Source organism: Streptomyces griseus, assembly GCF_001715295.1.
Taxonomy (GTDB): Bacteria; Actinomycetota; Actinomycetes; order Streptomycetales; family Streptomycetaceae; genus Streptomyces; species Streptomyces griseus_G.
The window spans coordinates 94,473-114,408 of sequence record NZ_MDKB01000004.1; the positions used below are offsets into that span (position 1 = coordinate 94,473).

Annotated in this window: 15 protein-coding genes; 5 read left to right on the forward strand and 10 right to left on the reverse strand. The window is 71.0% G+C overall.

Features of this window, described 5'->3' with window-relative positions; all coding sequences use genetic code 11:
- Positions 1-4 precede the first annotated feature (4 nt).
- Positions 5-430: a hypothetical protein gene (locus tag BA175_RS30925; protein ID WP_139131408.1), complete on the forward strand. Its 426-nt coding sequence runs from the start codon at positions 5-7 to the stop codon at positions 428-430.
- A 1,154-nt stretch (positions 431-1,584) separates the two neighbouring features.
- On the opposite strand, the gene BA175_RS22005 is transcribed toward BA175_RS30925, so the two are convergent.
- Both BA175_RS22005 and BA175_RS22010 read right to left on the reverse strand, forming a co-directional pair.
- Complete coding sequence (locus tag BA175_RS22005) at positions 1,585-3,003, reverse strand: hypothetical protein (protein WP_069173227.1); 1,419 nt, start codon at positions 3,001-3,003, stop codon at positions 1,585-1,587.
- A 211-nt stretch (positions 3,004-3,214) separates the two neighbouring features.
- Entirely contained in the window at positions 3,215-4,420 is a 1,206-nt protein-coding gene (locus BA175_RS22010; protein WP_069173228.1) for an ROK family transcriptional regulator, read from the reverse strand.
- 139 nt (positions 4,421-4,559) lie between these two features.
- On the opposite strand from BA175_RS22010, the gene BA175_RS22015 reads away from it, so the two are divergent.
- From BA175_RS22015 to BA175_RS22025, 3 genes are all read left to right on the forward strand, one after another.
- Positions 4,560-5,789: an MFS transporter gene (locus BA175_RS22015; protein WP_069173229.1), complete on the forward strand. Its 1,230-nt coding sequence runs from the start codon at positions 4,560-4,562 to the stop codon at positions 5,787-5,789.
- A gap of 327 nt (positions 5,790-6,116) precedes the next feature.
- Positions 6,117-7,502, forward strand: coding sequence for a uracil-xanthine permease family protein (locus BA175_RS22020; RefSeq protein WP_069173230.1), 1,386 nt, complete (start codon positions 6,117-6,119; stop codon positions 7,500-7,502).
- A gap of 132 nt (positions 7,503-7,634) precedes the next feature.
- The gene (locus BA175_RS22025; RefSeq protein ID WP_069173231.1) at positions 7,635-8,354 is read left to right on the forward strand and encodes a DUF5995 family protein; all 720 of its coding nucleotides are present in this window, start codon (positions 7,635-7,637) and stop codon (positions 8,352-8,354) included.
- 56 nt (positions 8,355-8,410) lie between these two features.
- Here the strand turns inward: BA175_RS22025 and BA175_RS22030 are convergent, their stop codons facing one another.
- The 5 genes from BA175_RS22030 to BA175_RS22050 all read right to left on the reverse strand — a co-directional run bounded on the left by BA175_RS22030 (position 8,411) and on the right by BA175_RS22050 (position 14,903).
- Positions 8,411-10,102 carry a flavin monoamine oxidase family protein gene (locus tag BA175_RS22030; protein WP_069173232.1) on the reverse strand — a complete coding sequence of 564 codons (1,692 nt, stop codon included), beginning with the start codon at positions 10,100-10,102 and terminating at the stop codon, positions 8,411-8,413.
- A 94-nt stretch (positions 10,103-10,196) separates the two neighbouring features.
- Positions 10,197-10,994, reverse strand: coding sequence for a carbon-nitrogen hydrolase family protein (locus BA175_RS22035; RefSeq protein WP_069173233.1), 798 nt, complete (start codon positions 10,992-10,994; stop codon positions 10,197-10,199).
- A 177-nt stretch (positions 10,995-11,171) separates the two neighbouring features.
- A complete protein-coding gene (locus BA175_RS22040; protein WP_069173234.1) occupies positions 11,172-11,627 on the reverse strand; it encodes an Lrp/AsnC family transcriptional regulator in 456 nt (151 codons plus the stop codon).
- A 155-nt stretch (positions 11,628-11,782) separates the two neighbouring features.
- Entirely contained in the window at positions 11,783-13,243 is a 1,461-nt protein-coding gene (locus BA175_RS22045) for an aldehyde dehydrogenase family protein (RefSeq protein ID WP_069173235.1), read from the reverse strand.
- Positions 13,244-13,436: 193 nt separating this feature from the next.
- The gene (locus BA175_RS22050) at positions 13,437-14,903 is read right to left on the reverse strand and encodes a GuaB1 family IMP dehydrogenase-related protein (RefSeq protein ID WP_069173236.1); all 1,467 of its coding nucleotides are present in this window, start codon (positions 14,901-14,903) and stop codon (positions 13,437-13,439) included.
- Between the two features lie 295 nt (positions 14,904-15,198).
- Between BA175_RS22050 and BA175_RS22055 the strand changes: the two genes are divergently transcribed.
- Positions 15,199-16,248: a terpene synthase family protein gene (locus tag BA175_RS22055; RefSeq protein ID WP_069173704.1), complete on the forward strand. Its 1,050-nt coding sequence runs from the start codon at positions 15,199-15,201 to the stop codon at positions 16,246-16,248.
- A gap of 155 nt (positions 16,249-16,403) precedes the next feature.
- Here BA175_RS22055 and BA175_RS22060 read toward each other — a convergent pair whose 3' ends face one another.
- The 3 genes from BA175_RS22060 to BA175_RS22070 form a co-directional block, all read right to left on the reverse strand.
- Positions 16,404-17,390: a sugar-binding domain-containing protein gene (locus BA175_RS22060; RefSeq protein WP_175420915.1), complete on the reverse strand. Its 987-nt coding sequence runs from the start codon at positions 17,388-17,390 to the stop codon at positions 16,404-16,406.
- 139 nt (positions 17,391-17,529) lie between these two features.
- Positions 17,530-18,213: a ribulose-phosphate 3-epimerase gene (gene rpe / locus BA175_RS22065; protein WP_069173238.1), complete on the reverse strand. Its 684-nt coding sequence runs from the start codon at positions 18,211-18,213 to the stop codon at positions 17,530-17,532.
- 197 nt (positions 18,214-18,410) lie between these two features.
- The gene (locus BA175_RS22070; RefSeq protein WP_069173239.1) at positions 18,411-19,844 is read right to left on the reverse strand and encodes an RsmB/NOP family class I SAM-dependent RNA methyltransferase; all 1,434 of its coding nucleotides are present in this window, start codon (positions 19,842-19,844) and stop codon (positions 18,411-18,413) included.
- Between the last annotated feature and the right edge of the window lie 92 nt (positions 19,845-19,936).

Sequence of the window (19,936 nt, forward strand, 5' to 3'; positions counted from 1 at the left end):
TCGAGTGGAAATGATCGGATTTTTTCAGGAGATGCATTCCGGCGATTCGGATGTGTTTTGCGAATCAATCAAAGGTAAGGTGCGGAGCCAGACTTCCTACCCTAAGTCAAAAATAGTGGGTTATCTGCAATCCGGATATCCGATTTTTGACATCATGGAGACAACATCGGACGTCATCGAGAATTCCTTCCAAGTTCCTGGCGGTTCGTCACTGATGTCAGACGGTCAGTTTGTGTGGCGTTTGGACCTGGCAGCATACATAGAAGCTTACAATATCGACCTGCCGTCACGTTTTCTCTCCTTCGCCATAGAAAATGAATTCTCCGTACCCTCTGTGAGCCGCCAAAAACTCCTGGCAATTTCCATCGCCGCAGGCAATGCGTTGGGTTTTCATGTAGACGGTGGGGCCGGACGGAAAACCGGTAAATGATGGGCCGGTCCATGAGGTACTCCAAGCCTCGCACTGCCCCAAAAGGGCCGTGGAGTAATCGGCAGGAAAACGGAAGATGCGCCCAGTCTCATCGAGGCCTATGTTAATCCGGACCAGAGTTGGCGGGTACCGGAGGTGCTGTCGAACTCGCCAGTCGTCACTGCCCGTACTGCCCCGTCTCGGCCGAGTCTGCGTCTCCGGGGCCCGGACGTGAAGTAACGAAACTGAGTGTCCCATTATTCGAGGAAGAGGGCGTGGGAATGCCCGAAGATGCGGTCCGTAATTGGCGAGAAACTTTGCGTTCTTGCAGTTTGACAGTAATCGAGGGAGCAGCGCCCGCTTCAGCACCCTCTCCCGTGGCAGCCATTCGTTTAGTTACAGGAGTAGATGTAGAGCCGACAACAACTATCGCACGGCACCCGTCCGCACTTGGCGAGGTCGACCACCAGTGGAAATTGCACACTGCCGAACGACTCACTCCCCCAGAATGCGGAGAATTTAGTATTCTGCCGCCCGGAGGCGGGGGCGCCTCTATCGGCTGGGTCCGGGTGAAAGACAATGGCGGAGACGGCCTCCCCTCCCGCATTGCCGCAGCAACTGGTTCACACGAGTTCGTCAGCTTGTCAGCGGACGGAAGAACCCTGTTCGCGGTTTCCGAGGAAGACAACGAGTACTGGATCGTCGTCCGCCGGATAGCGGCATGACTACATGGCACTTCACGCTATGCGCGAAGACTGCGGTATCCGACCCTCGTGTTGCTGTGCAGGGCCGTCTCGGCGGTGCTGACCGGGCGCACTCGCTCATCGCGGTCAGCGAGTGGATCATGGATGCCCCGCAGCACGTGCTGGACTTCCCCTGCTTCGCTGCCGATCCACTCACCGGTCTGAGACCGGTGCCGCACGCCGTAGCCGTGCGGCGACTGCTGCAGCGTGTGGACGGTGACGCGCTGGACGCGGCGACCAACGCCCTACAGGAAGCCGACTCGCAGCATGCGCTCCGACGACATCCACCACAGCCCCATTCCGTCCGAACCGATTGACAAGCTGGTTCGACAAGATCGCCCACGGATCCTCCCCTGAGGCTCGCCTCAAGTGATCAACCCGGACAGATCCTGAGCGTGCGATGATCCCGCCGTTCTGCCGGGCTGCCGGCGCTCAGTCCTCGTCCGCCGGGTTCAGCACGATCGTCCCGGAGTCGTTCGCCGGCCGGCCCTCGTTGGGCATCGTGTACGCGAAGTACGCCCGGCCGGTGGCGTTCTTGATCACCTCGTCGACGTGGAGGCCGAAGGTGGAGGTGCGGGAGGCGTCCTCCAGGATCGGCGTGTCGAGGTAACAGAGGTAATCGCCCTCGGCGCCTTCCCAGCCCGGGCGGCAGTCCTCGGGAACGGTGGTGACCGTGGTCCCCGGGGGGAGGTCGACCCAGAAGGTGACCGGTTCGCCGCCGGAGCGGAGCAGGGCCAGCCAGGCGGGGCCGTGGTTGGCGAAACCGATGTCCACCGACACGGTGCTGCCCTTGCGGGCCCGCAGCCGCTCACCGGTCAGGTCGAGGTCGAAGGTGTTCGCCGTCGGGAAATCCATCTCCGCGTAGCGGGTGTAACCGGTCGGGTCCGTGTCCGGCACGCGGACCAGCTCCAGCGACGATCCGTCTCCCGCCCGGTAGTCGCCTTCGGTCAGCAGCTGCCGCGCCTGGTCTGCGGGCACCGCGCTGAAGCTGTAGGACATCGTGTCGTAGAGCGCGAAGCCGGCCGTCTCGATCGGGAAGGGCTCGCTCAGCCCGTATGCCGTCTCCCCGGTGAACTCGCTGTCGAAGATGCAGAGCGCCGTGGAGCGTCCGAGCACATCGTCGGGGTCGCGCGGCTCGTACCAGCAGTTGCTGAAGGTGCTGGGGAAGGACAGGCCCCGGCTGCCGGTGATCCGCAGGACGACGCCGTCACCGCCCAGCCCGCCGACATTGCGGAAGCCCAGCGGTGCCTGGAAGGTATCACCGGCCTGGAAGCCCGCGGGCTCGGTCAGCTGATGCATCACCAGCTCCGGGCCTCCCACCAGTACGTCCACCGTGTGCCCGGTGAAGGCCAGCCCCTCGCCCACGGCCGATATCTCGATGGCGCCGAAATCGCCCGCGGCGCTTTCGTCGGTCACATCGAGGCGGATGCCGCCCAGGTCGTTGTAGTCCTGGCCCGCGTAGATCTCGTAGTCGCTGCAGGTGGCGACGAGCCCGTCGACGGAGCACCCCTGCCACCCGCCGAGCCGGGAGAAGTCCACTGCGGCGACGCCGGCCAGGGAGCTCGCGTCCACCGTGACCGTGTAGTCGCCGGTGTGGATCGGCCAGGTGATGCCGTCGTCGTCCGGTACCGGCTCTCCGGGCGCGCGGAGACCCAGCTCGATCTGCGGCTCACCCGGCTCACCCGGCTCGCCGGCCTCCGGGTGCAGCGAGAGGTTGACACTGTCAGGGCCGGTGATCGAGACCGGCAGCGGTTCCTCCTGGGCATGGACAGGACCGGCCAGCGCCGTACCGGCCAGGGCGGCCAGCACGAACGCGGAGAGGGTACGCCGCGCGACGACGAGAGGATTCATGAGACCTTCCGCGACTCGGACATCATGCGCCCCAGATCGGTGACGCGTACTCATGACCCGTGATTCAGCTGAAAGGTTGCCCAGAAACGCGACATGCCCATGTCGGAAGGGTGGCAGAGAGGGATGACCCCTTCCCTGCGTGCCTGCACCTCTGCGAGGGCCCCGGAAGTCCGTGAGGGCCCCCGGGTTCGTCCGAGGTGAAGAGCACCCCTCAGCCCCCCGGCGCGAACAGCGCGTCCTGCGCCGCCTCGCGGGCCGCGAGGACCGCGCCGCTCAGGACCGCGCCACCGCCCAGGCGTCCGGCCCTCACCTCGGTCGGCAGCGGGGACAGCCGGGCGAGACGCTCCTCGACCCGGGACGCCAGGGCCTCGCCGCCCGCCCGGCCGACCTCGCCCGCCAGGACCACACAGCCCGGGTCGAGCACCGCGACGACGGAGGCCGCGCCGAGGGCGATCCGGTCGGCGAGCGCCGACAGGAACGCCTCGCCCCGGGGCCCACCGTCGGCGACCGCCGCCTGCACCGCGAACGCGGCGGCCGGGTGCTGCTCCCGTTCCCCGTCCGCCGCCCCGGCCGGGACCCGTACGCCGATCCCGTGGACCGCCGCCAGTTCGCAGACGGCTACCGAGCCGGCCAGGGAATGGAAGCCGCCCTCGCAGTTGACGGCCGAGGGCACGCCCCGCGTGCCGGGTACCGGCAGGAATCCGATCTCGCCCGCGCCCCCGGACGCGCCCCGCCGCAGTACCCCGTCCAGCATCACCGCGGCGCCGATGCCGTGCCCCAGCCAGAGCAGGGCGAAGGTGTCCCGGTCCAGGGCCGCCCCGGTACGGTGTTCGGCCACGGCGGCCAGGTTGGTCTCGTTCTCCACCACGACCGTCGCGGGCAGCCGCCGCTGGAGCTCCTTGACCAGGCCCCGGTGCCAGGCCGGCAGGCCGGCGGTGTCCCGGAGTTCGCCGGAGGCCGGGTCGATCAGCCCCGGCGCGCCGATGGCGACGCTGTGCAGCGGCGCCGTTCCGGCCGCGCGGGCGGTGCGCTCCACCATGGCCACGGCCTGCTCGACGGCCGGCCGGATCCCGGCGTCGCCGCCGATGGGCGAGGTGGCCTCCGCCAGGGTGGCGCCGAGCAGGTCGGCGACGACCACGGTGACGCTGTCGGTCCGTACGTCGAGTGCGGCCAGGTGTGCCCGGTCGGCGACGATCCCGTACAGCCGCGCGTTGGGGCCGCGCCGCTGGGAGCCGCTCTCCCCCACCACCCGGACCAGGCCGGCCTCCTGCAGCCGGTCCACCAGGTCGGCGACGGTGGGGCGGGACAGTCCGGTCAGGGTCTTCAGCTGCGTGGCCGTCAGCGGGCCGTCCTGCTGGAGCAGTCGCAGGGCGAGCCGGTCGTTGATGGCCCGGGCGGTGCTCGGGGATGCGGGCATGCGGGGATCCTTCCAGATCACTGCGGGTCCGCCCTCACGGGCTATTTATCAGGCAGGGTTCCTGATAGTTTACGGCCCGCACCGCAGAGCGGACGCCCAAGGCGCCGGCGGTCGACCAATCCAGGGGAGAGTACGGCGTATGACGACGGATTCAACGGCTCCGGTCTTCGGTTCGGAGCAGGTCAGGCGGGCGAGGTACGCGGTGGCCGCGGTCTTCGCCGTGCACGGGGCGGTGACCGGCAGCTTCGCGACCCGCGTGCCGTGGATCCAGGACCACGCCTCGGTCAGCGCGGGCCAGCTGGGGCTCGCCCTCGCCTTCCCCGCCATCGGCGCGACCCTCGCGATGCCGCTGGCCGGCCGCGTCAGTCACCGCTTCGGGGCCCGGACGGCCCTGCGCGGGCTGCTGGCTCTCTGGACGTTGTCGCTGGTCCTGCCGGCTGTCGCCCCGAACCTCCTGACGCTCTGCGTCGCGCTCTTCGTGTACGGGGCGAGTGCCGGGATGTCCGACGTGGTGATGAACGCGCTCGGGGTCGAGGTGGAGAACCGGCTCGACAGGTCGATCATGTCCGGGCTCCACGGCATGTGGAGCGTGGGCGCCCTGATCGGTTCGGCGGCCGGTACCGTCGCCGCCCACGTCGGGGCGGACGCCCGGCTGCATCACGCGGTGGCCGCAGGGGTGCTCACCGTGCTCGGACTGGCCGCCTGCGGCGGCGTACTGGACCTGCGCAGCGAACCGGACGAGGAGCCGCCGCCGCGCTTCACCCTGCCGCCGAAGTCGGCCCTGCTCATCGGTGCGGTCGGCTTCTGCGCGGTGTTCGCCGAGGGTGCCAGCATGGACTGGTCGGCGGTCTACCTGAGGGACGTCATGGACAGTTCGGCCGGGCTCGCGGCGGCCTCGACCACGGCGTTCGCCCTGACGATGGCCGTGGCCCGCATCGCCGGCGACAAGGTCGTCGACCGTTTCGGGGCCGTGCGGACCGTACGTATCGGCGGGGTCCTGGCCACGGCGGGCGGGCTGCTGGTGGTCCTGTCGCCGAACACGGCGCTCGCGCTCTGCGGCTTCGGGCTGCTCGGCCTGGGTGTCGCGGTCGTCGTGCCGCTGGCGTTCGCGGCCGCCGGGCGCAGCGGGCCGAACCCGAGCCGGGCCATCGCAGGTGTGGCCACCATCACGTACACCTCCGGTCTGATCGCCCCGTCCGCGATCGGGTCGCTGGCCGAGGCGACGTCCCTGCTCGTGTCCTTCGGCCTCGTGACGGTGCTGGCCTTCGGACTGGTGCTGGGCGCCGGGGTGCTGCGCGGGGGCGACCGGAAGGTCGCCGAGGGGGGCGTACGGGCTGCCGCCCCGGCCGCGAGCACGACCGGGGACTGAGCGGCGGCCGGTACCGGAGCACACGTGCTCCCGCCGGCAGCGGGGCACGGCCACCGTTCCCGTGCGGGTCCCGACCGGGACCCGGTGGCGGCACGGTCCGGTCCCGAGGCCGGGACCCTGCGGCGGGCCCGCCCCGGAGCCCCGGAGCCGCCGCGTCCCGCGGCCTCGGGACCGGAAGAGCGCATCGGGACCCGGAGAGCGCACCCCGCCGGGAGCGGGGGGCGGGGGCCGAGCGCGAGGTCACGGGGTCGCGGCACTACCATGGCTCTGATTTTTCTCGCGGTGGGGACCACGACGGGCACACCGCACACATCGACAGGAGTGACCATGGGCGGCCTCGGCGTGCGCTGGACCTTGCACGGCGACGGGAAGACCCCCGCGCCGGGGGCCGTGGTGCGCCCCGACGAGCGGCTCTCCTGGCCCCGTACTTTCGGACTCGGCGCCCAGCACGTGGTCGCCATGTTCGGCGCGTCCTTCGTGGCGCCGGTCCTGATGGGCCTGGACCCCAACCTCGCCATCATGATGTCCGGCGTCGCGACCGCCATCTTCCTGTTGTCCACACGGGGCCGGGTGCCCAGTTACCTCGGGTGCTCCCTGTCCTTCGTGGGCGTCGCCGCCACGATCCGGGCGAGCGGCGGCACGAGTGCCACCGTGACGGGCGCGGTGCTGGTGGTCGGTGCGGTGCTGTTCCTGGTGGGGCTCACCGTGCAGCGGTTCGGTGCGCGGATCATCCACGCGGCGATGCCGCCGGTGGTGACCGGCGCCGTCGTCATGCTGATCGGTTTCAACCTGGCACCGGTCACCGCGTCGACGTACTGGCCCCAGGACCAGTGGACGGCTCTGCTGGTCATGCTGTTCACCGGGCTCGCCGTGGTCTGCCTGCGGGGGTTCTTCTCCCGTATCGCGATCTTCCTGGGGCTCGTCTTCGGGTACGCGCTGTCCTGGGTGCTCGACCGCGTCTTCGGCAAGATCCACTCGCCGGCGGGCGGGGCCGAGGCCGTCGACCACTGGCGCCTCGACCTGTCCGCCGTGGCGCACGCCGACTGGATCGGGCTGCCGTCCTTCCACGCGCCGAGCTTCGAGTGGTCGGCGATCCTGGTGGCGCTGCCGGTCGTGATCGCCCTGGTCGCGGAGAACGCCGGACACGTGAAGGCCGTCGGTGAGATGACCGGCGACCCGCTCGACGACGAACTGGGCACCGCCATCGCGGCGGACGGCGCCGCCTCGATGCTGTCCACCGCCGTGGGCGGTCCGCCCAACACGACGTACTCCGAGAACATCGGCGTGATGGCGGCGACCCGTGTCTACTCCACCGCCGCCTACTGGGCAGCCGCCTTCTTCGCGCTGCTGTTCGGCCTCTGCCCCAAGTTCGGTGCGGTCGTCGCCGCGATCCCCGGCGGTGTGCTGGGCGGCATCACCGTCATCCTGTACGGGATGATCGGCCTGCTGGGCGCCCAGATCTGGCTGAACGCCAAGGTCGACCTGCGCAACCCGCTCAACCTCGTACCGGCCGCCGCGGGCATCATCATCGGCGTCGGCGGCGTCAGCCTGAAGATCACCGACAACTTCGAGCTGGGCGGCATCGCCCTCGGCACCCTCGTCGTGATCACGGGCTACCACACCCTGCGGGCCTTCGCCCCCGCGCACCTCAAGACGCAGGAGCCCCTGCTCGACTCGGGGACCTCCACGTACGACGAGAAGCCGCCGGCCTGAGCGGTCCGACGGCCGCACGGGGAGTGCGTGACCGGCACGGCGTTCCCTCCCCCGGCGCCCCGCGTTCGCCCGTTCCGATGAACGCCCGGCCCGTCGGCCCCGTGGCGGGGCCGCGGCTGGGACGCTGCGCGGATGAAGCGGTTCGAGCAGTTCGCGGATCCGGCCGGCACGGTGGCCGATGGCAGCAGAGTGGCCGATGTCGACACGGTGATCGAACGGATGCGCGGCCTCCGCTCCGGCTGGCCGCCGGGGGACGGTGTCGCGGTCTTCAACGAGGTCTACCTGAGGGTCACCGTGGCCCTCGGCGCGCGGATCGGGCAGGGCGCCTTCGCCGACCGGGCGGCCGTGTCCGCGCTGGACGTCCGGTTCGCGGAGCGCTACCTGGCGGCGGTCGACACGGCCGAGGCGGGCGGGGACCCGCCCGCGTGCTGGCGTCCCCTGTTCCAGTTCCGGGGCCACCCGGGGCTCCGCCCCCTCCAGTTCGCGCTGGCCGGGATCAACGCCCACATCGGCCACGACCTCGCCCTGGCCGTCGTGGACACCTGCCGCGCGCTCGACTGCGCTCCCCGGGACCTGGAGGAGGAGTTCGAGCGGGTGGGTGACCTCCTCGCGGTGCTGGAGGAGCAGATCCGCGACGGTCTGATGCCGGGACCCGATCTGCTCGAGGTCGCCGACCCCCTCACCCACCTGGCAGGGGTCTGGAGCCTGGAGCGGGCCCGCGAGGCGGCGTGGACCGCCGCAGGGGTGCTGTGGCGGCTGCGTGGCCTGCCGCTGCTGGCCGAGGAGTTCCGGGCCCGTACGGACGCGGGGGTCGGCCTGGTGGGGCGCTTCCTGCTCACTCCCTGCCGCTGACTCCCCTCCCCGTACGGCGCGGGGGCCCGAAGGCGTCCGGGCCCCCGCCCGCCGTCTCAGTCCTCCGGCAGCTCGACCGGGGCGATCTCGTCGTAGACGTCGCCGGGGCCGGGGTTCGTCGGGTCCGTCGCGCCGCCGAACTGGGTCATGACGCCCCAGACGGCGTTCAGCGCGGTCTGCACGGCGCCCTCCGCCCAGCCTGCCGTCCACGAGATGTCGTCGCCGGCCAGGAACAGACCCCGCTTGTCGGCGGGCAGCCGGTCCTGCATGAAGTGGGTGAACAGCCGCCGCTGGTAACGGTAGTGGCCGGGCAGGTTGGCCTTGAACGCCCCCATGAACCAGGGCTCGTTCTCCCAGGAGACGGTGACGGGGTTGCCGATGATGTGCTTCCGGATGTCGACGCCCGGATAGATCTCGCCCAGCGACTTGAGCATGACCTCCATGCGCTCGTTCGGTGACAGCGGCAGCCACTTCAGGCTGTCGTCGCACCAGGTGTACGAGAGGCAGATGACGGCCGGCTTGTCCGGGCCGTCGTCCAGCAGGTACGTGCCCCGCGTCATCCGGTCCGTGAGCGTCATGGACATCCGGTCGCGGCCCGTCACCTCGTCCTTGTCCAGCCAGAAGGGCCGGTCCACGGGGACGAACAGCTTGGAGGACTCCATGTAGTGGGTGCGCTCCATCGCCGTCCAGTGGTCGATCGGGAAGAGCGCGTCGTCGCAGGCGATCTTGGACAGCAGCAGCCAGGACTGGCCGGTGAAGACCGCGGCCCGGTAGGTGCGGATGTCGCCGGTGGCGTCGGTGACCGTGATCCGGTTCCCGGCGGTTCGGTCGAGCCGGGTCACGGCGGGGCGCGGCTCTCCGCCGTGCAGCGAGGCCAGCGACGTACCCAGCGGCCAGTGCACGATCTTCTCCGGCTCGCGGTCCCACAGCCGCAGCGGGAGTTGCTGGCTTCCGCCCACGATCCCGCGGTGGTGGTCGTCGGCCTCGGTGTAGACGACCCGGAGGATCTCCAGGATGGAGTTGGGGAAGTCGGTGTCCCAGCCGCCGGTACCGAACCCGACCTGGCCGAAGATCTCACGGTGCCGGAAGGACGTGAACGCCTCGGAGTCGCAGAGGAAGCCGTAGAAGGTCTGGTTGTCGAGCTTCTCGACGAGCTTCGCCCAGATCTCCCGGATGCGGGGCACGTCGCGCTCGCGCATCGCACGGTTCATGTCCGAGAAGTCGGCCCCCTCCTCCAGGCAGGCGCTCCACGCGTCGGCGACGTCGCGGTAGACCTGCGGGAGGTCGTCGATCGTCCTCGCGTAGTGGGACTCGCCCTTGAGGTCGACGACGGTCGACGGGGTCGCCGGGGAGAGGGGGTTGGGGAACGGCTCGGTTCGCAGGCCCACGAGGTCGATGTAGTGCTGGAGCGCCGTGGAGGAGGGCGGGAAGCGCATGGCCCCCATCTCGGCGGTCAGCGAGGGGTCGCATCCTTCGAAACCGACCGTCCGCAGCCGGCCGCCGATCCGGTCCGCCTCGTGGACGACCGGCTTCAGGCCCATCTTCATCAGCTCGTAGGCGGCGATCATGCCCGAGAGCCCGCCGCCGATGACGGCGACCTCGGTCCCGTGTTCGGTCGCCGGTATCTGACCGATGCCCGCCGGGTGGGCGAGGAAGTCGTCGTAGGCGTAGGGGAAGTCCGGCCCGAACATGGTGATCGGCGGCTGCGCGTCGGTGTGCTGGACGGCGTTGGGGACCGTGGACGTCATGGGGTACGGACTCCTTGCGGGGGAACGCGGGGAACGCGGGGGCACAGAAGGGCGGAGCGGGAGGGCGGATCCGGCGCGGGGCGGGCCGGGAGGATCAGACGAGGGAGCGGTACAGCGCGGGGCGGCGGCCGTCGAGATAGGGGTTGGCCGCGCGGGACCCTCGGAGGAGGTCGGGGTCGACGGCGCCGACGACGAGTTCCTCCTCGCGCCCGGCGCGGGCCCGGACGGTGCCGTCGGGGCCGGCCAGGCAGCTGAGCCCGGTGAAGTCGAACTCCCCCTCGGGGCCGGTCCTGTTGACGTAGGCGACGTACATCTGGCTCTCGAAGGCGCGTACGGGGACGACGGATTCGGCGACGAAGCCGAAGGGGTGCATCAGCGCGGTCGGCACCACCAGCAGGTCGGTCCCGGCCAGGGCGTGCGCCCGGACGTTCTCCGGGAACTCGACGTCGTAGCAGATCAGCAACCCGATCCGGACGCCGTCCAGTTCGGCCTGGACCACGGGCTGCTCCCCGGGGGTGAACCACTTCTGTTCGAAGTCACCGAAAAGGTGGGTCTTGCGGTAGTGGGCGAGCGCGGTGCCGTCCGGGCCGATGAGCTGGGCCGAGTTGAAGAGCAGGCCGTCCGCGCGCTCCGGGTAGCCGTACAGGACGGCCAGCCCGTGCCGCGCGCAGATGTCGGCGACCGCGCGGGCGCCGGGGCCGTCACAGGGTTCGGCGAGTTCGGGGAGGGCGTCGCCGATGGCGTATCCGGTGAGGAACAGCTCCGGGCAGACCAGGAGCCGGGCACCGGCCTCGGCCGCCCGTCCCGCGGCCTCGTCGAGCACCGCGGTGTTACGCGCCACGGAGCCGGGTCGTCCGGAGCTCTGGAGCAGGGCGGTACGCAACGGCGGCATGGCTGACCTCGGGCGGTGCGGGCGGGGTGGGGAGACGTATCGACGGTACGGGGCGGCGATCAGGCGCGGCAAGGCTCGACCGTTGCGCGTGCACCGTCGATCCGTTGCGCCTTTCCCGGGCGGATCGGCGATTCGTTGCGCACCCTCTTCACGCAGGTCAGGCGCGTGATCTGGGTCTCAGGCGGGCGGGCCCGAGGTGTACCGCCGCAGCAGGGGGGACAGGACGAGCACCGACTTGGTCCGCTCGACGTACGGTTCGCCCGCGATCCGCTCCAGCACCTGCTCGAAGTGGCGCATGTCCGCGGCGAAGACCTGCACGATGGCGTCGGCGTCACCCGTGACGGTGGACGCGGACGCGATCTCCGGGTAGTGGGACAGGCCCTTCCGGATGGCCTCGGGGGCGGTGTTGCGGCTGCAGTAGATCTCGATGTACCCCTCGGTCTCCCAGCCGAGCGCCGCCGGGTCCACGCGCACGGTGAATCCCGTGATGGCGCCCTCGGCGCGCAGCCGGTCCACCCGGCGTTTCACGGCGGGAGCGGACAGGCCGATGAGCGCGCCGATGTCGGCGTAGGAGCGGCGGGCGTCTTCGGCGAGGGCGTGGACGATGCGTTCGTCGAGGTCGTTCAGGCGCACGTCAGGTGGATCACTTCTCTGCGGGAGGCCGGTCGGGGGCGGCACGGGCCGCCCCCGAAGTAGACCACGAGCGCTCCCAGGAGCGTGCCCGCCGCACAGAACGCCGGACGCGCCTGCCGCGAGGTACGGCAGGGCGCCTCGCGGAGGACGCCCGGTCAGAAGGGGAAGCGCGAGCGTCCGTGCTGGACCGATATCCACTTCCGGGTGGTGAAGGCCTCGATCATCGCGTCGCCGTTCAATCGCCCGAGACCGGAGTTCTTCTCCCCGCCGAAGGGGACGACCGGCTCGTCGTGGACCGTGCCGTCGTTGATGTGGATCATGCCGGTGCGGATGCGCTTGCCCACCCGTACACCGCGCTCGATGTCGGCGGTGTGGACCGCGCCGCTCAGCCCGTACGGGGTGTCGTTGGCGATGCGGACGGCCTCGTCCTCGCCGTCGAAGGGCACGAGGAGGGCGACGGGTCCGAAGATCTCCTGGTGCAGGACGGGCGAGCCGGCGGCGATGCCGGTCAGGACGGACGGGCTGACGAGATTGCCCTCGGCCGTGCCGTGCAGCAGCGCCGTGGCGCCGGCCTCCACGGTCCGGTCCACGAGGGCGGACACGGCCTCGGCCTGCGAGGAGTTGATCAGCGGGCCGATGTGCGTCGCGGGGTCGGCCGGGTCCCCGACCCGCAGGGAGGCCACCTTGGCGACGAACTTGTCGGTGAACTCCCGCTCCACCGCCCGGTCGACCAGAATCCGGTTGGCCGCCATGCAGACCTGGCCCTGGTGGATGTAACGGCTGAAGACGGCGGCGTCGACTGCGTAGTCGACGTCGGCGTCGTCGAGGACGATCAGCGCGCTGTTGCCGCCCAGTTCGAGGACGGCGTGCTTGAAGTTGGCCGCGCAGACGGTCGCGACGTGGCGGCCCACCTTGTCGGACCCGGTGAAGGAGATGACCTGCGGGACCGGGTGCTCCAGCAGCATGTCGCCGATCTCCGCGATGTCGGTGACCACGACGTTCAGCAGCCCGGCGGGCAGCCCGGCCTCCTCGAACACCTTCGCCAGCAGCGTGCCGCCGCAGACCGGCGTGTTCTGGTGCGGCTTGAGGACCACGGCGTTGCCGAGGGCGAGCGCAGGTGCGACCGACTTGAGGGACAGCAGGAAGGGGAAGTTGAAGGGGCTGATGACGCCGACGACGCCGACGGGGACCCGGTAGACCCGGTTCTCCTTGCCCTCGGTCGGCGACGGGAGGATCTGACCGGCCGGCCGCAGCGCGAGGTGGACCGCCTCACGCAGGAACTCCTTGGCCAGGTGCAGTTCGAAGCCGGCCTTCAACCGGGTGCCGCCGAGCTCCGCGACGATCGCCTCGCCGATCTCGGGCTCGCGCTCCTCCACGATCCGCAGGGCCTTCTCCAGTACGGCGCGGCGGGCGTAGGGGTTGGTGTCCGCCCACTCCTGCTGCGCGCGCTCGGCCGCCCGGTAGGCCTGGTCGACCTCGCCGGCCGTGGCCACGGTGATCGACGCCAGCTTCTCCCCGTCGTACGGGTTGAAGTCGATGATGTCCCAGGACCCCTTCCCCGGCCTCCACTCGCCGTCGATGTACTGCTGGGCCAGGTCGGTGAAGAACGAGGACATGAGATCCCTTACCGCAGAGGGGCGGGCAGCTGACTGCTACTCATATTACTGACACGGCAACTGAGTTGAAGCGAACGGAAAAGACCGGTGGTCGAAAGCGGACGACCACGGGCCGGTCGTCCGGACACACATGCCGGTGCCCCTCCCGGAGCGGACGTCCGGGAGGGGCACCGATGACCGGGGCGCGGAAGGGTCAGCTCCAGCTGGCGTGCAGCGGCTTGCCCTCCGCGTAGCCGGCGGCGCTCTGCACCCCGACGATCGCCTTCTCGCTGAACTCCTCGAGCGAGGCGGCGCCCGCGTACGTGCAGGAGGAGCGGACCCCGGCGATGATCGAGTCGATCAGGTCCTCCACACCGGGGCGGGCCGGGTCGAGGAACATCCGCGACGTGGAGATGCCCTCCTCGAACAGGCCCTTGCGGGCCCGGTCGTAGGCGGACTCCTCGGAGGTGCGGTTCTTCACCGCGCGCGCCGAGGCCATGCCGAAGGACTCCTTGTAGTAACGGCCGTCGGCGGACTGCTGGAGGTCGCCGGGCGACTCGTACGTCCCCGCGAACCAGGAGCCGATCATGACGTTGGACGCCCCGGCGGCGAGCGCCATGGCGACGTCCCGCGGGTGCCGGACGCCGCCGTCGGCCCAGACGTGCTTGCCGTGCTTGCGCGCCTCGGCGGCGCACTCCAGCACGGCGGAGAACTGCGGCCTGCCCACGCCGGTCATCATCCGGGTGGTGCACATCGCGCCCGGCCCGACACCCACCTTGACGATGTCGGCGCCCGCCTCGATCAGGTCGCGGACACCCTCGGCGGCGACGACGTTGCCCGCGACGACCGGTACGCGCGGGTCGAGCGCCCGGACCGCGGCGACCGCGCTGATCATGGATTCCTGGTGGCCGTGCGCGGTGTCGACGACAAGGGTGTCGACCCCCGCATCCAGGAGCTGACGGGCCTTGCCGGCGACGTCGCCGTTGATGCCGACGGCAGCGGCGATGCGCAGCTTGCCCTCCGCGTCGGTGGCCGGGGTGTAGAGCGTCGCGCGCAGCGCCGCCTTGCGGGTCAGGATGCCGACGAGCCTGCCGTCCGCGTCGACCGCGGGGGCGAGCTTGCGGTTGGCGCCGTCGAGCGTGTTGAAGGCGTCACGGGGGTCGATTCCGGCGTCCAGGACGACCAGGTCCCGGGACATGACCTCGGAGAGCTGGGTGAAGCGGTCCACGCCGGCGAGGTCGTGGTCGGTGACGACACCCACGGGGCGGTGGTCGGCGTCGACGACGACACCCGCGCCGTGGGCCCGCTTGTGCAGCAGGGAGAGGGCGTCGGCGACGGTCTGGCCCGGGGCCAGCACGATCGGCGTGTCGAGGACGAGGTGGCGCGTCTTGACCCAGCCGATGACCTCGGTGACGACCTCGATGGGGATGTCCTGCGGGATGACGACGAGACCACCGCGGCGGGCGACGGTCTCGGCCATCCGGCGACCCGCGATCGCGGTCATGTTGGCGACGACGAGGGGGATGGTCGTACCGGTCCCGTCGGGCGAGGAGAGGTCCACGGCCTGCCGGGAACCGACCGCGGAACGGCCGGGGACCATGAAGACGTCGTCGTACGTCAGGTCGTAGGGGACCGAGGGGGCGGCCGCGTGGCGACCGGTGCCGGGCTCAAGAAAACGCATAACACTCATTTTTTCATATGAAACGGTGCAGGTCGTTTCCACGAAGACACAGCAACGCACCCCCGTGTTCATAGATTCCTCCGAAGAGGGCCCCGGGGGCGCCGGGCAAGTGGAACCTGCCTTACCCGGGGACCTTACCCGAACAGGATTCGCCCCTTCGTGATCACGATCCCTGGACCGGGTGACGAGGGGTCAGGTAGCTTCGCATCCGCAGGTCCCGGGTGACCGCAGCGCTGTGCGGGAGTGCCCGGACGCCCCTGCACCGCGCATGACCGGAAAGGACTCGGATCCGCCCGTGGAGAGCGAACTGCCGGACATCTACTGCCCTTTCCCCCAGCGGAGCAATCCGCACGTGGGGCACACCCGTGAGCATCTCGCGGCCTGGACGCGCCGCACCGGCCTCGTACACCGCGAGTCCGCCAGGAAGCGCTTCGAGGAAGCGGACTTCGGCGCGTTCGTCGGCATGGTCTACCCGACGGCGGACAGTGAGGACCTGGACCTGGTCGCCGACTGGTTCGTCTGGCTCTTCCTCGTCGACGACCAGCTGGACGACGGGCACCTCGGCCGCAGTCCGGAACGGGTACGCGACGTGGTGGCCCGGATGCGGGCGGTGGTCGAGGGTGGCGCCCCCACCCCCCTCCCGGGCGAGGAGCTCCCCGCCGCCGTCGTCGCCCTCCTGGACCTGTGGGAACGTACGGTCGTACGGGCCGCCCCGCACTGGCGCACCCGCTTCGCCTGGCACCTGATGACCTACCTGACGACGGCCACGACGTGGGAGGCCGGAAACCGGGCCGACGGCGTGGTGCCGTCCGAGGCGGCGTACATAACCAACCGCCGGCACACCGGCGCGATCCACGTGTGCATGGATCTGATCGAGATCGTGGCGGGCATAGAGGCACCCGAGTCGATCCACAACGACCCCCGGTTCATCACGGCCCTCGAGGCCTCCTGCAACGTCGTGTGCTGGGCCAACGACGTCTACTCCTACGAGAAGGAGCAGGTGCTCGGGGAGATCCACAACCTCGTGCACCTGGTACGCCACCACCGCGGCTACGGCGAGCAGCAGGCACTGGACCACGTGTGCGCGGAGATAGCGGCCGAGACCGAGCGCTTCTTCACGGCCGAGGACGAGCTCATCGAGATGTACCCGCAGCTGTCGGACATGCTCGTCCCGTACCTCGACGGGATGCGGAGCTGGATGCGCGGCAATCTCGACTGGTCCCGGCAGACCCCCCGCTACAACCCGGCGGACGTCAGCCAGTACGAGGAGCCCGGCGCGTATCTGGAGGAGACCGTCCTCGGCGTGGCCGTGGACCGCGCGGGTCACGGCGGTGCCCGGAGCTGAGCACGGCGGTTCGTGCGGGGCCGGGCACCCCCGCGGTGCCCGGCCTCTGCCGTACCCGGCACGTCCGTCACCCCCGGGGACCGTTCGGCGCCGCCCGACGGACACGGTGGGACACCGCAGGTGTCGTCCCGCGCCCGCCGGACCGGTGCCGGGTGTCAGTCGTCGGGGTCGGCGCGCTCCAGCGCGGGGCGCTGACCGGCCGCGGACTCCGTCAGCAGGTAGTCGGCGGCCGCCGTGTCCGTGACGAGGCTGGTGACCAGACCGGAGCGCAGCACGGCGCCGATCGCCGCCGCCTTGCGCTGCCCGCCCGCGATGGCGACCACCTCGGGGATCCGGCGCAGCCGGTCCGCCTCCACGGTGATGCACCGCTCCCCCAGGTCCCGGCCCACCCGGCGGCCCTCGGAGTCGAAGAGGTGCGCGGACATCTCCGCGGCCACGCCCAGCGAGGCGTAGTGCGCGCGCTCCTCGTCCGAGAGCATGTCGTGGACGGTGGAGATGCCGGGCTCCCAGGAGCCGATGGAGACCGCCGCGACCGTCACCTTGTCGAAGTACTCGAAGGCGCGGGCGATCCCCGTCTGGTGGCGCAGGGCGGCCGCCGTGGCCGGGTCGGGCAGCAGCATGGGGGCGTAGATGGGGTGGGCCTCGCCGCCCGAGACCTGGGCCGCGCGGCGGACCGCCTCGACCGAGCCGCGCTCGGCCGTCCCGGCGTCGTAGACGCCCGTGAGCTGGACCACCGTGCACGGCGGCAGCCGGTCGAGGGCCGCCGCCATGTGGATGGTGGAGCGGCCCCAGGCGAGGCCCAGGACGTCGCCCTCGTTCACCAGTTCACCCAGGAGCTCGGCCGCCACCTCACCGAGGTTCTCCGGATCGGCGGCGTCGTCCTGCTCCTCCGCGGGAGACTCCACCACGACCGCGTGCCGCAGGCCGTAACGCGCGCGGAGTGCGTCGGAACGCTCCGCGTCCAGCTCCGCCGGAACCCGGATCTCGATCCGTACGAGATCACGTTCGAGAGCCGTCTCCAGGACCCGGGCCACCTTGAAGCGGCTCACGCCGAACTCCTCGGCGATCTGGATCTTCGACTTTCCCTCGAGGTAGAACCGGCGGGCCATGGCCGCCGCCTGCACCAGCTCCGCGGGTCCCATCCGCATGGCTGACCGACCCGCCGAGATGCCAGACACCGCGATCTCCTCACTGCTGTTCACGCGCTCGATACGCCGTTCATCCTGTCAGATCCTGCGATCTTCGGTCCGTCCCGACGGGCCGCGTTCATCTGCCCTTCGTTCAGTGTCCGCATGCCCAGGGCGCCGTCTCGGTGGCCGTGACCGCCTGGTCACGCAGCGCCCGCACCGCCTCGGCCGGGTCCTTCGCCCCGTACACCGCCGAACCCGCGACGAACACGTCCGCGCCCGCCTCCGCGCACCGCTCGATGGTGGTGGCCGAGACTCCGCCGTCGACCTGGAGCCACAGTTCGAGACCGTGCTTGGAGATCAGCTCCCGGGTGCGGCGGATCTTCGGCAGCATGATGTCCAGGAAGGCCTGACCGCCGAAGCCGGGCTCCACCGTCATGATCAGCAGCATGTCGAGCTCCGGGAGCAGGTCCTCGTACGGCTCGATGGGCGTCGCGGGCTTGAGCGCCATGGACGCCCGGGCGCCCTTGGCCCTGATCTCCCGCGCCAGGCGTACGGGCGCCGCCGCCGCCTCGGCGTGGAAGGTGACGGAGCCGGCACCGGCCTCGACGTACAGGGGGGCCCAGCGGTCGGCGTCCTCGATCATCAGGTGGCAGTCCAGCGGGGTGGCCGTGGCCTTGCTCAGCGCCTCCACGATGGGCACACCCAGCGTCAGGTTGGGCACGAAGTGGTTGTCCATGACATCGACGTGGAGCCAGTCGGCGCCTTCGACGGCCTTCGCCTCCTCGGCGAGGCGCGCGAAGTCGGCGGACAGGATGCTGGGGTTGATCTGGGCCATGCACCAAGCCTGCCATGTTCCGCGCCACTTCCCCGCCTCGGTGCGCCCCAAAGCCTCACGGGATCATTACGGTTCGCGCATTCCCGGCTTTTCGCCCGCCCGGGCGGCGCAGCCCGGGCGGTAGGCGCCGCACCGGCCGCTGTCATAGGTCCACGGAGGTGTCCCCCGTGGCGGCCGCGTGCCGCCGCCCCGGCGGGTCAGGCCGTGCGGCGCAGCAGGGCCAGGTACATCGCGTCCGTGCCGTGCAGGTGCGGCCACAGCTGGATGTCGGGCCCGTCGCCCAGGGCGGGCACTCCGGGGAGCAGCGGGCGGGCGTCGACCCACTCCGCCTCCGCGGGCGCTCCCCCGCGCCCCTTCAGCACGTCCTCGACGACGACCCGGGTCTCCGCGAGATGGGGCGAACAGGTGGCGTAGCCGACCACCCCGCCGATCCGTACGGCCTTCAACGCCTCGCGGAGCAGGCCGCGTTGCAGAGGGGCGAAGCCCTCCAGGTCTTCGGGTCGGCGCCGCCAGCGGGACTCGGGCCGCCGGCGCAGCGCGCCGAGGCCCGAGCAGGGCACGTCCATCAGGACCCGGTCGAAGGAGCCGGGCTGCCACGGCGGCCGGGTGCCGTCCGCGGTGATCACCTGGTACGGGCCGGGGTTGCCGGCCAGGGCGCGCTCGACGAGCCGGGCCCGGTGCGGCTGCTTCTCGGCGGCGAGGAGGGTCGCGCCGCGTCCGGCGGCGAGGGCGGCGAGCAGTGCGGCCTTGCCGCCCGGTCCGGCGCAGCCGTCGAGCCAGCGGGTGTCGCGGCCGTCGACGGGCGCGGCCGCGAGGGCGGCGGCGACGAGCTGACTGCCCTCGTCCTGCACCCCGGCCCTGCCGTCCCGGACGGCGGCCAGGGCTCCGGGCTCGCCGCCCTCGGCCATCCGCACGGCGTAGGGCGACCAGCGGCCCGGCAGGCCGCTCTCCTCGCCGAGGGCGTCCAGCAGCTCCTCGGTGGTGGAGCGGCCGGGGCGGGCGACCAGCGTCACCTCGGGCCGTTCGTTGTCGGCCTCCAGCAGGTCCTCGATGCCGGCGCGGCCGCCGCCGAGGGCGTCCCAGAGGGCCGAGACGACCCACCGCGGGTGGGAGTGGACGAGGGAGAGGTGTTCCTCGGCGTCCTCGTCGTAGGGCGGGGCGACGCGCTCCAGCCAGCTGTCCAGGTCGTGGGCGGCGACCTTGCGCAGCACCGCGTTGACGAACTTGGCACGGCCCTCGCCGAGGACGACGCGGGCCAGCTCCACGCTGGCGGAGACGGCCGCGTGGGTGGGGATGCGGGTGCCGAGCAGCTGGTGCACGCCCATGTTCAGCACGTCGAGCACGGGCGGGTCGACCTCGCGCAGCGGCCGGTCGATGCAGGAGGCGACGATGGCGTCGTAGGTGCCCTGGCGGCGCAGGGTCCCGTAGACCAGCTCGGTCGCCAGTGCCGCGTCCCGGCCGTCGAAGTCCCCCTTCGCGCGTGCCTTCTTCAGCAGCGGCGGCAGGACGAGGTTGGCGTAGGCGTCCCGTTCGTCGACCGCCCTGAGGGCCTCGAAGGCGAGGAACCGGACGGGGTCCTTCTGCGGGCGGCGGTGCTGCTTGGCGGGACGGCGGCGCTGCTGGTCGTTCACGTGAAAGGTGCTCCGCTGATGGTGAGAGGGCGAACCTCTCCAGCGTACGTCGGCGAAGCGGGCGTCCCGTGCCGGCCGCCCGGCCGTCCCCG

Coding starts and splice junctions, on each gene's coding strand:
- BA175_RS22060 (WP_175420915.1), bottom strand. CDS start 17,390: ATGGGACCCGCGGAGCTGGTGCAGGCGGCGGCCATGGCCCGCCGGTTC.
- BA175_RS22020 (WP_069173230.1), top strand. CDS start 6,117: ATGGGCGGCCTCGGCGTGCGCTGGACCTTGCACGGCGACGGGAAGACC.
- BA175_RS22025 (WP_069173231.1), top strand. CDS start 7,635: ATGAAGCGGTTCGAGCAGTTCGCGGATCCGGCCGGCACGGTGGCCGAT.
- rpe (WP_069173238.1), bottom strand. CDS start 18,213: ATGGCCCAGATCAACCCCAGCATCCTGTCCGCCGACTTCGCGCGCCTC.
- BA175_RS22010 (WP_069173228.1), bottom strand. CDS start 4,420: ATGCCCGCATCCCCGAGCACCGCCCGGGCCATCAACGACCGGCTCGCC.
- BA175_RS22015 (WP_069173229.1), top strand. CDS start 4,560: ATGACGACGGATTCAACGGCTCCGGTCTTCGGTTCGGAGCAGGTCAGG.
- BA175_RS22035 (WP_069173233.1), bottom strand. CDS start 10,994: ATGCCGCCGTTGCGTACCGCCCTGCTCCAGAGCTCCGGACGACCCGGC.
- BA175_RS22005 (WP_069173227.1), bottom strand. CDS start 3,003: ATGAATCCTCTCGTCGTCGCGCGGCGTACCCTCTCCGCGTTCGTGCTG.
- BA175_RS22030 (WP_069173232.1), bottom strand. CDS start 10,102: ATGACGTCCACGGTCCCCAACGCCGTCCAGCACACCGACGCGCAGCCG.
- BA175_RS22050 (WP_069173236.1), bottom strand. CDS start 14,903: ATGCGTTTTCTTGAGCCCGGCACCGGTCGCCACGCGGCCGCCCCCTCG.
- BA175_RS22045 (WP_069173235.1), bottom strand. CDS start 13,243: ATGTCCTCGTTCTTCACCGACCTGGCCCAGCAGTACATCGACGGCGAG.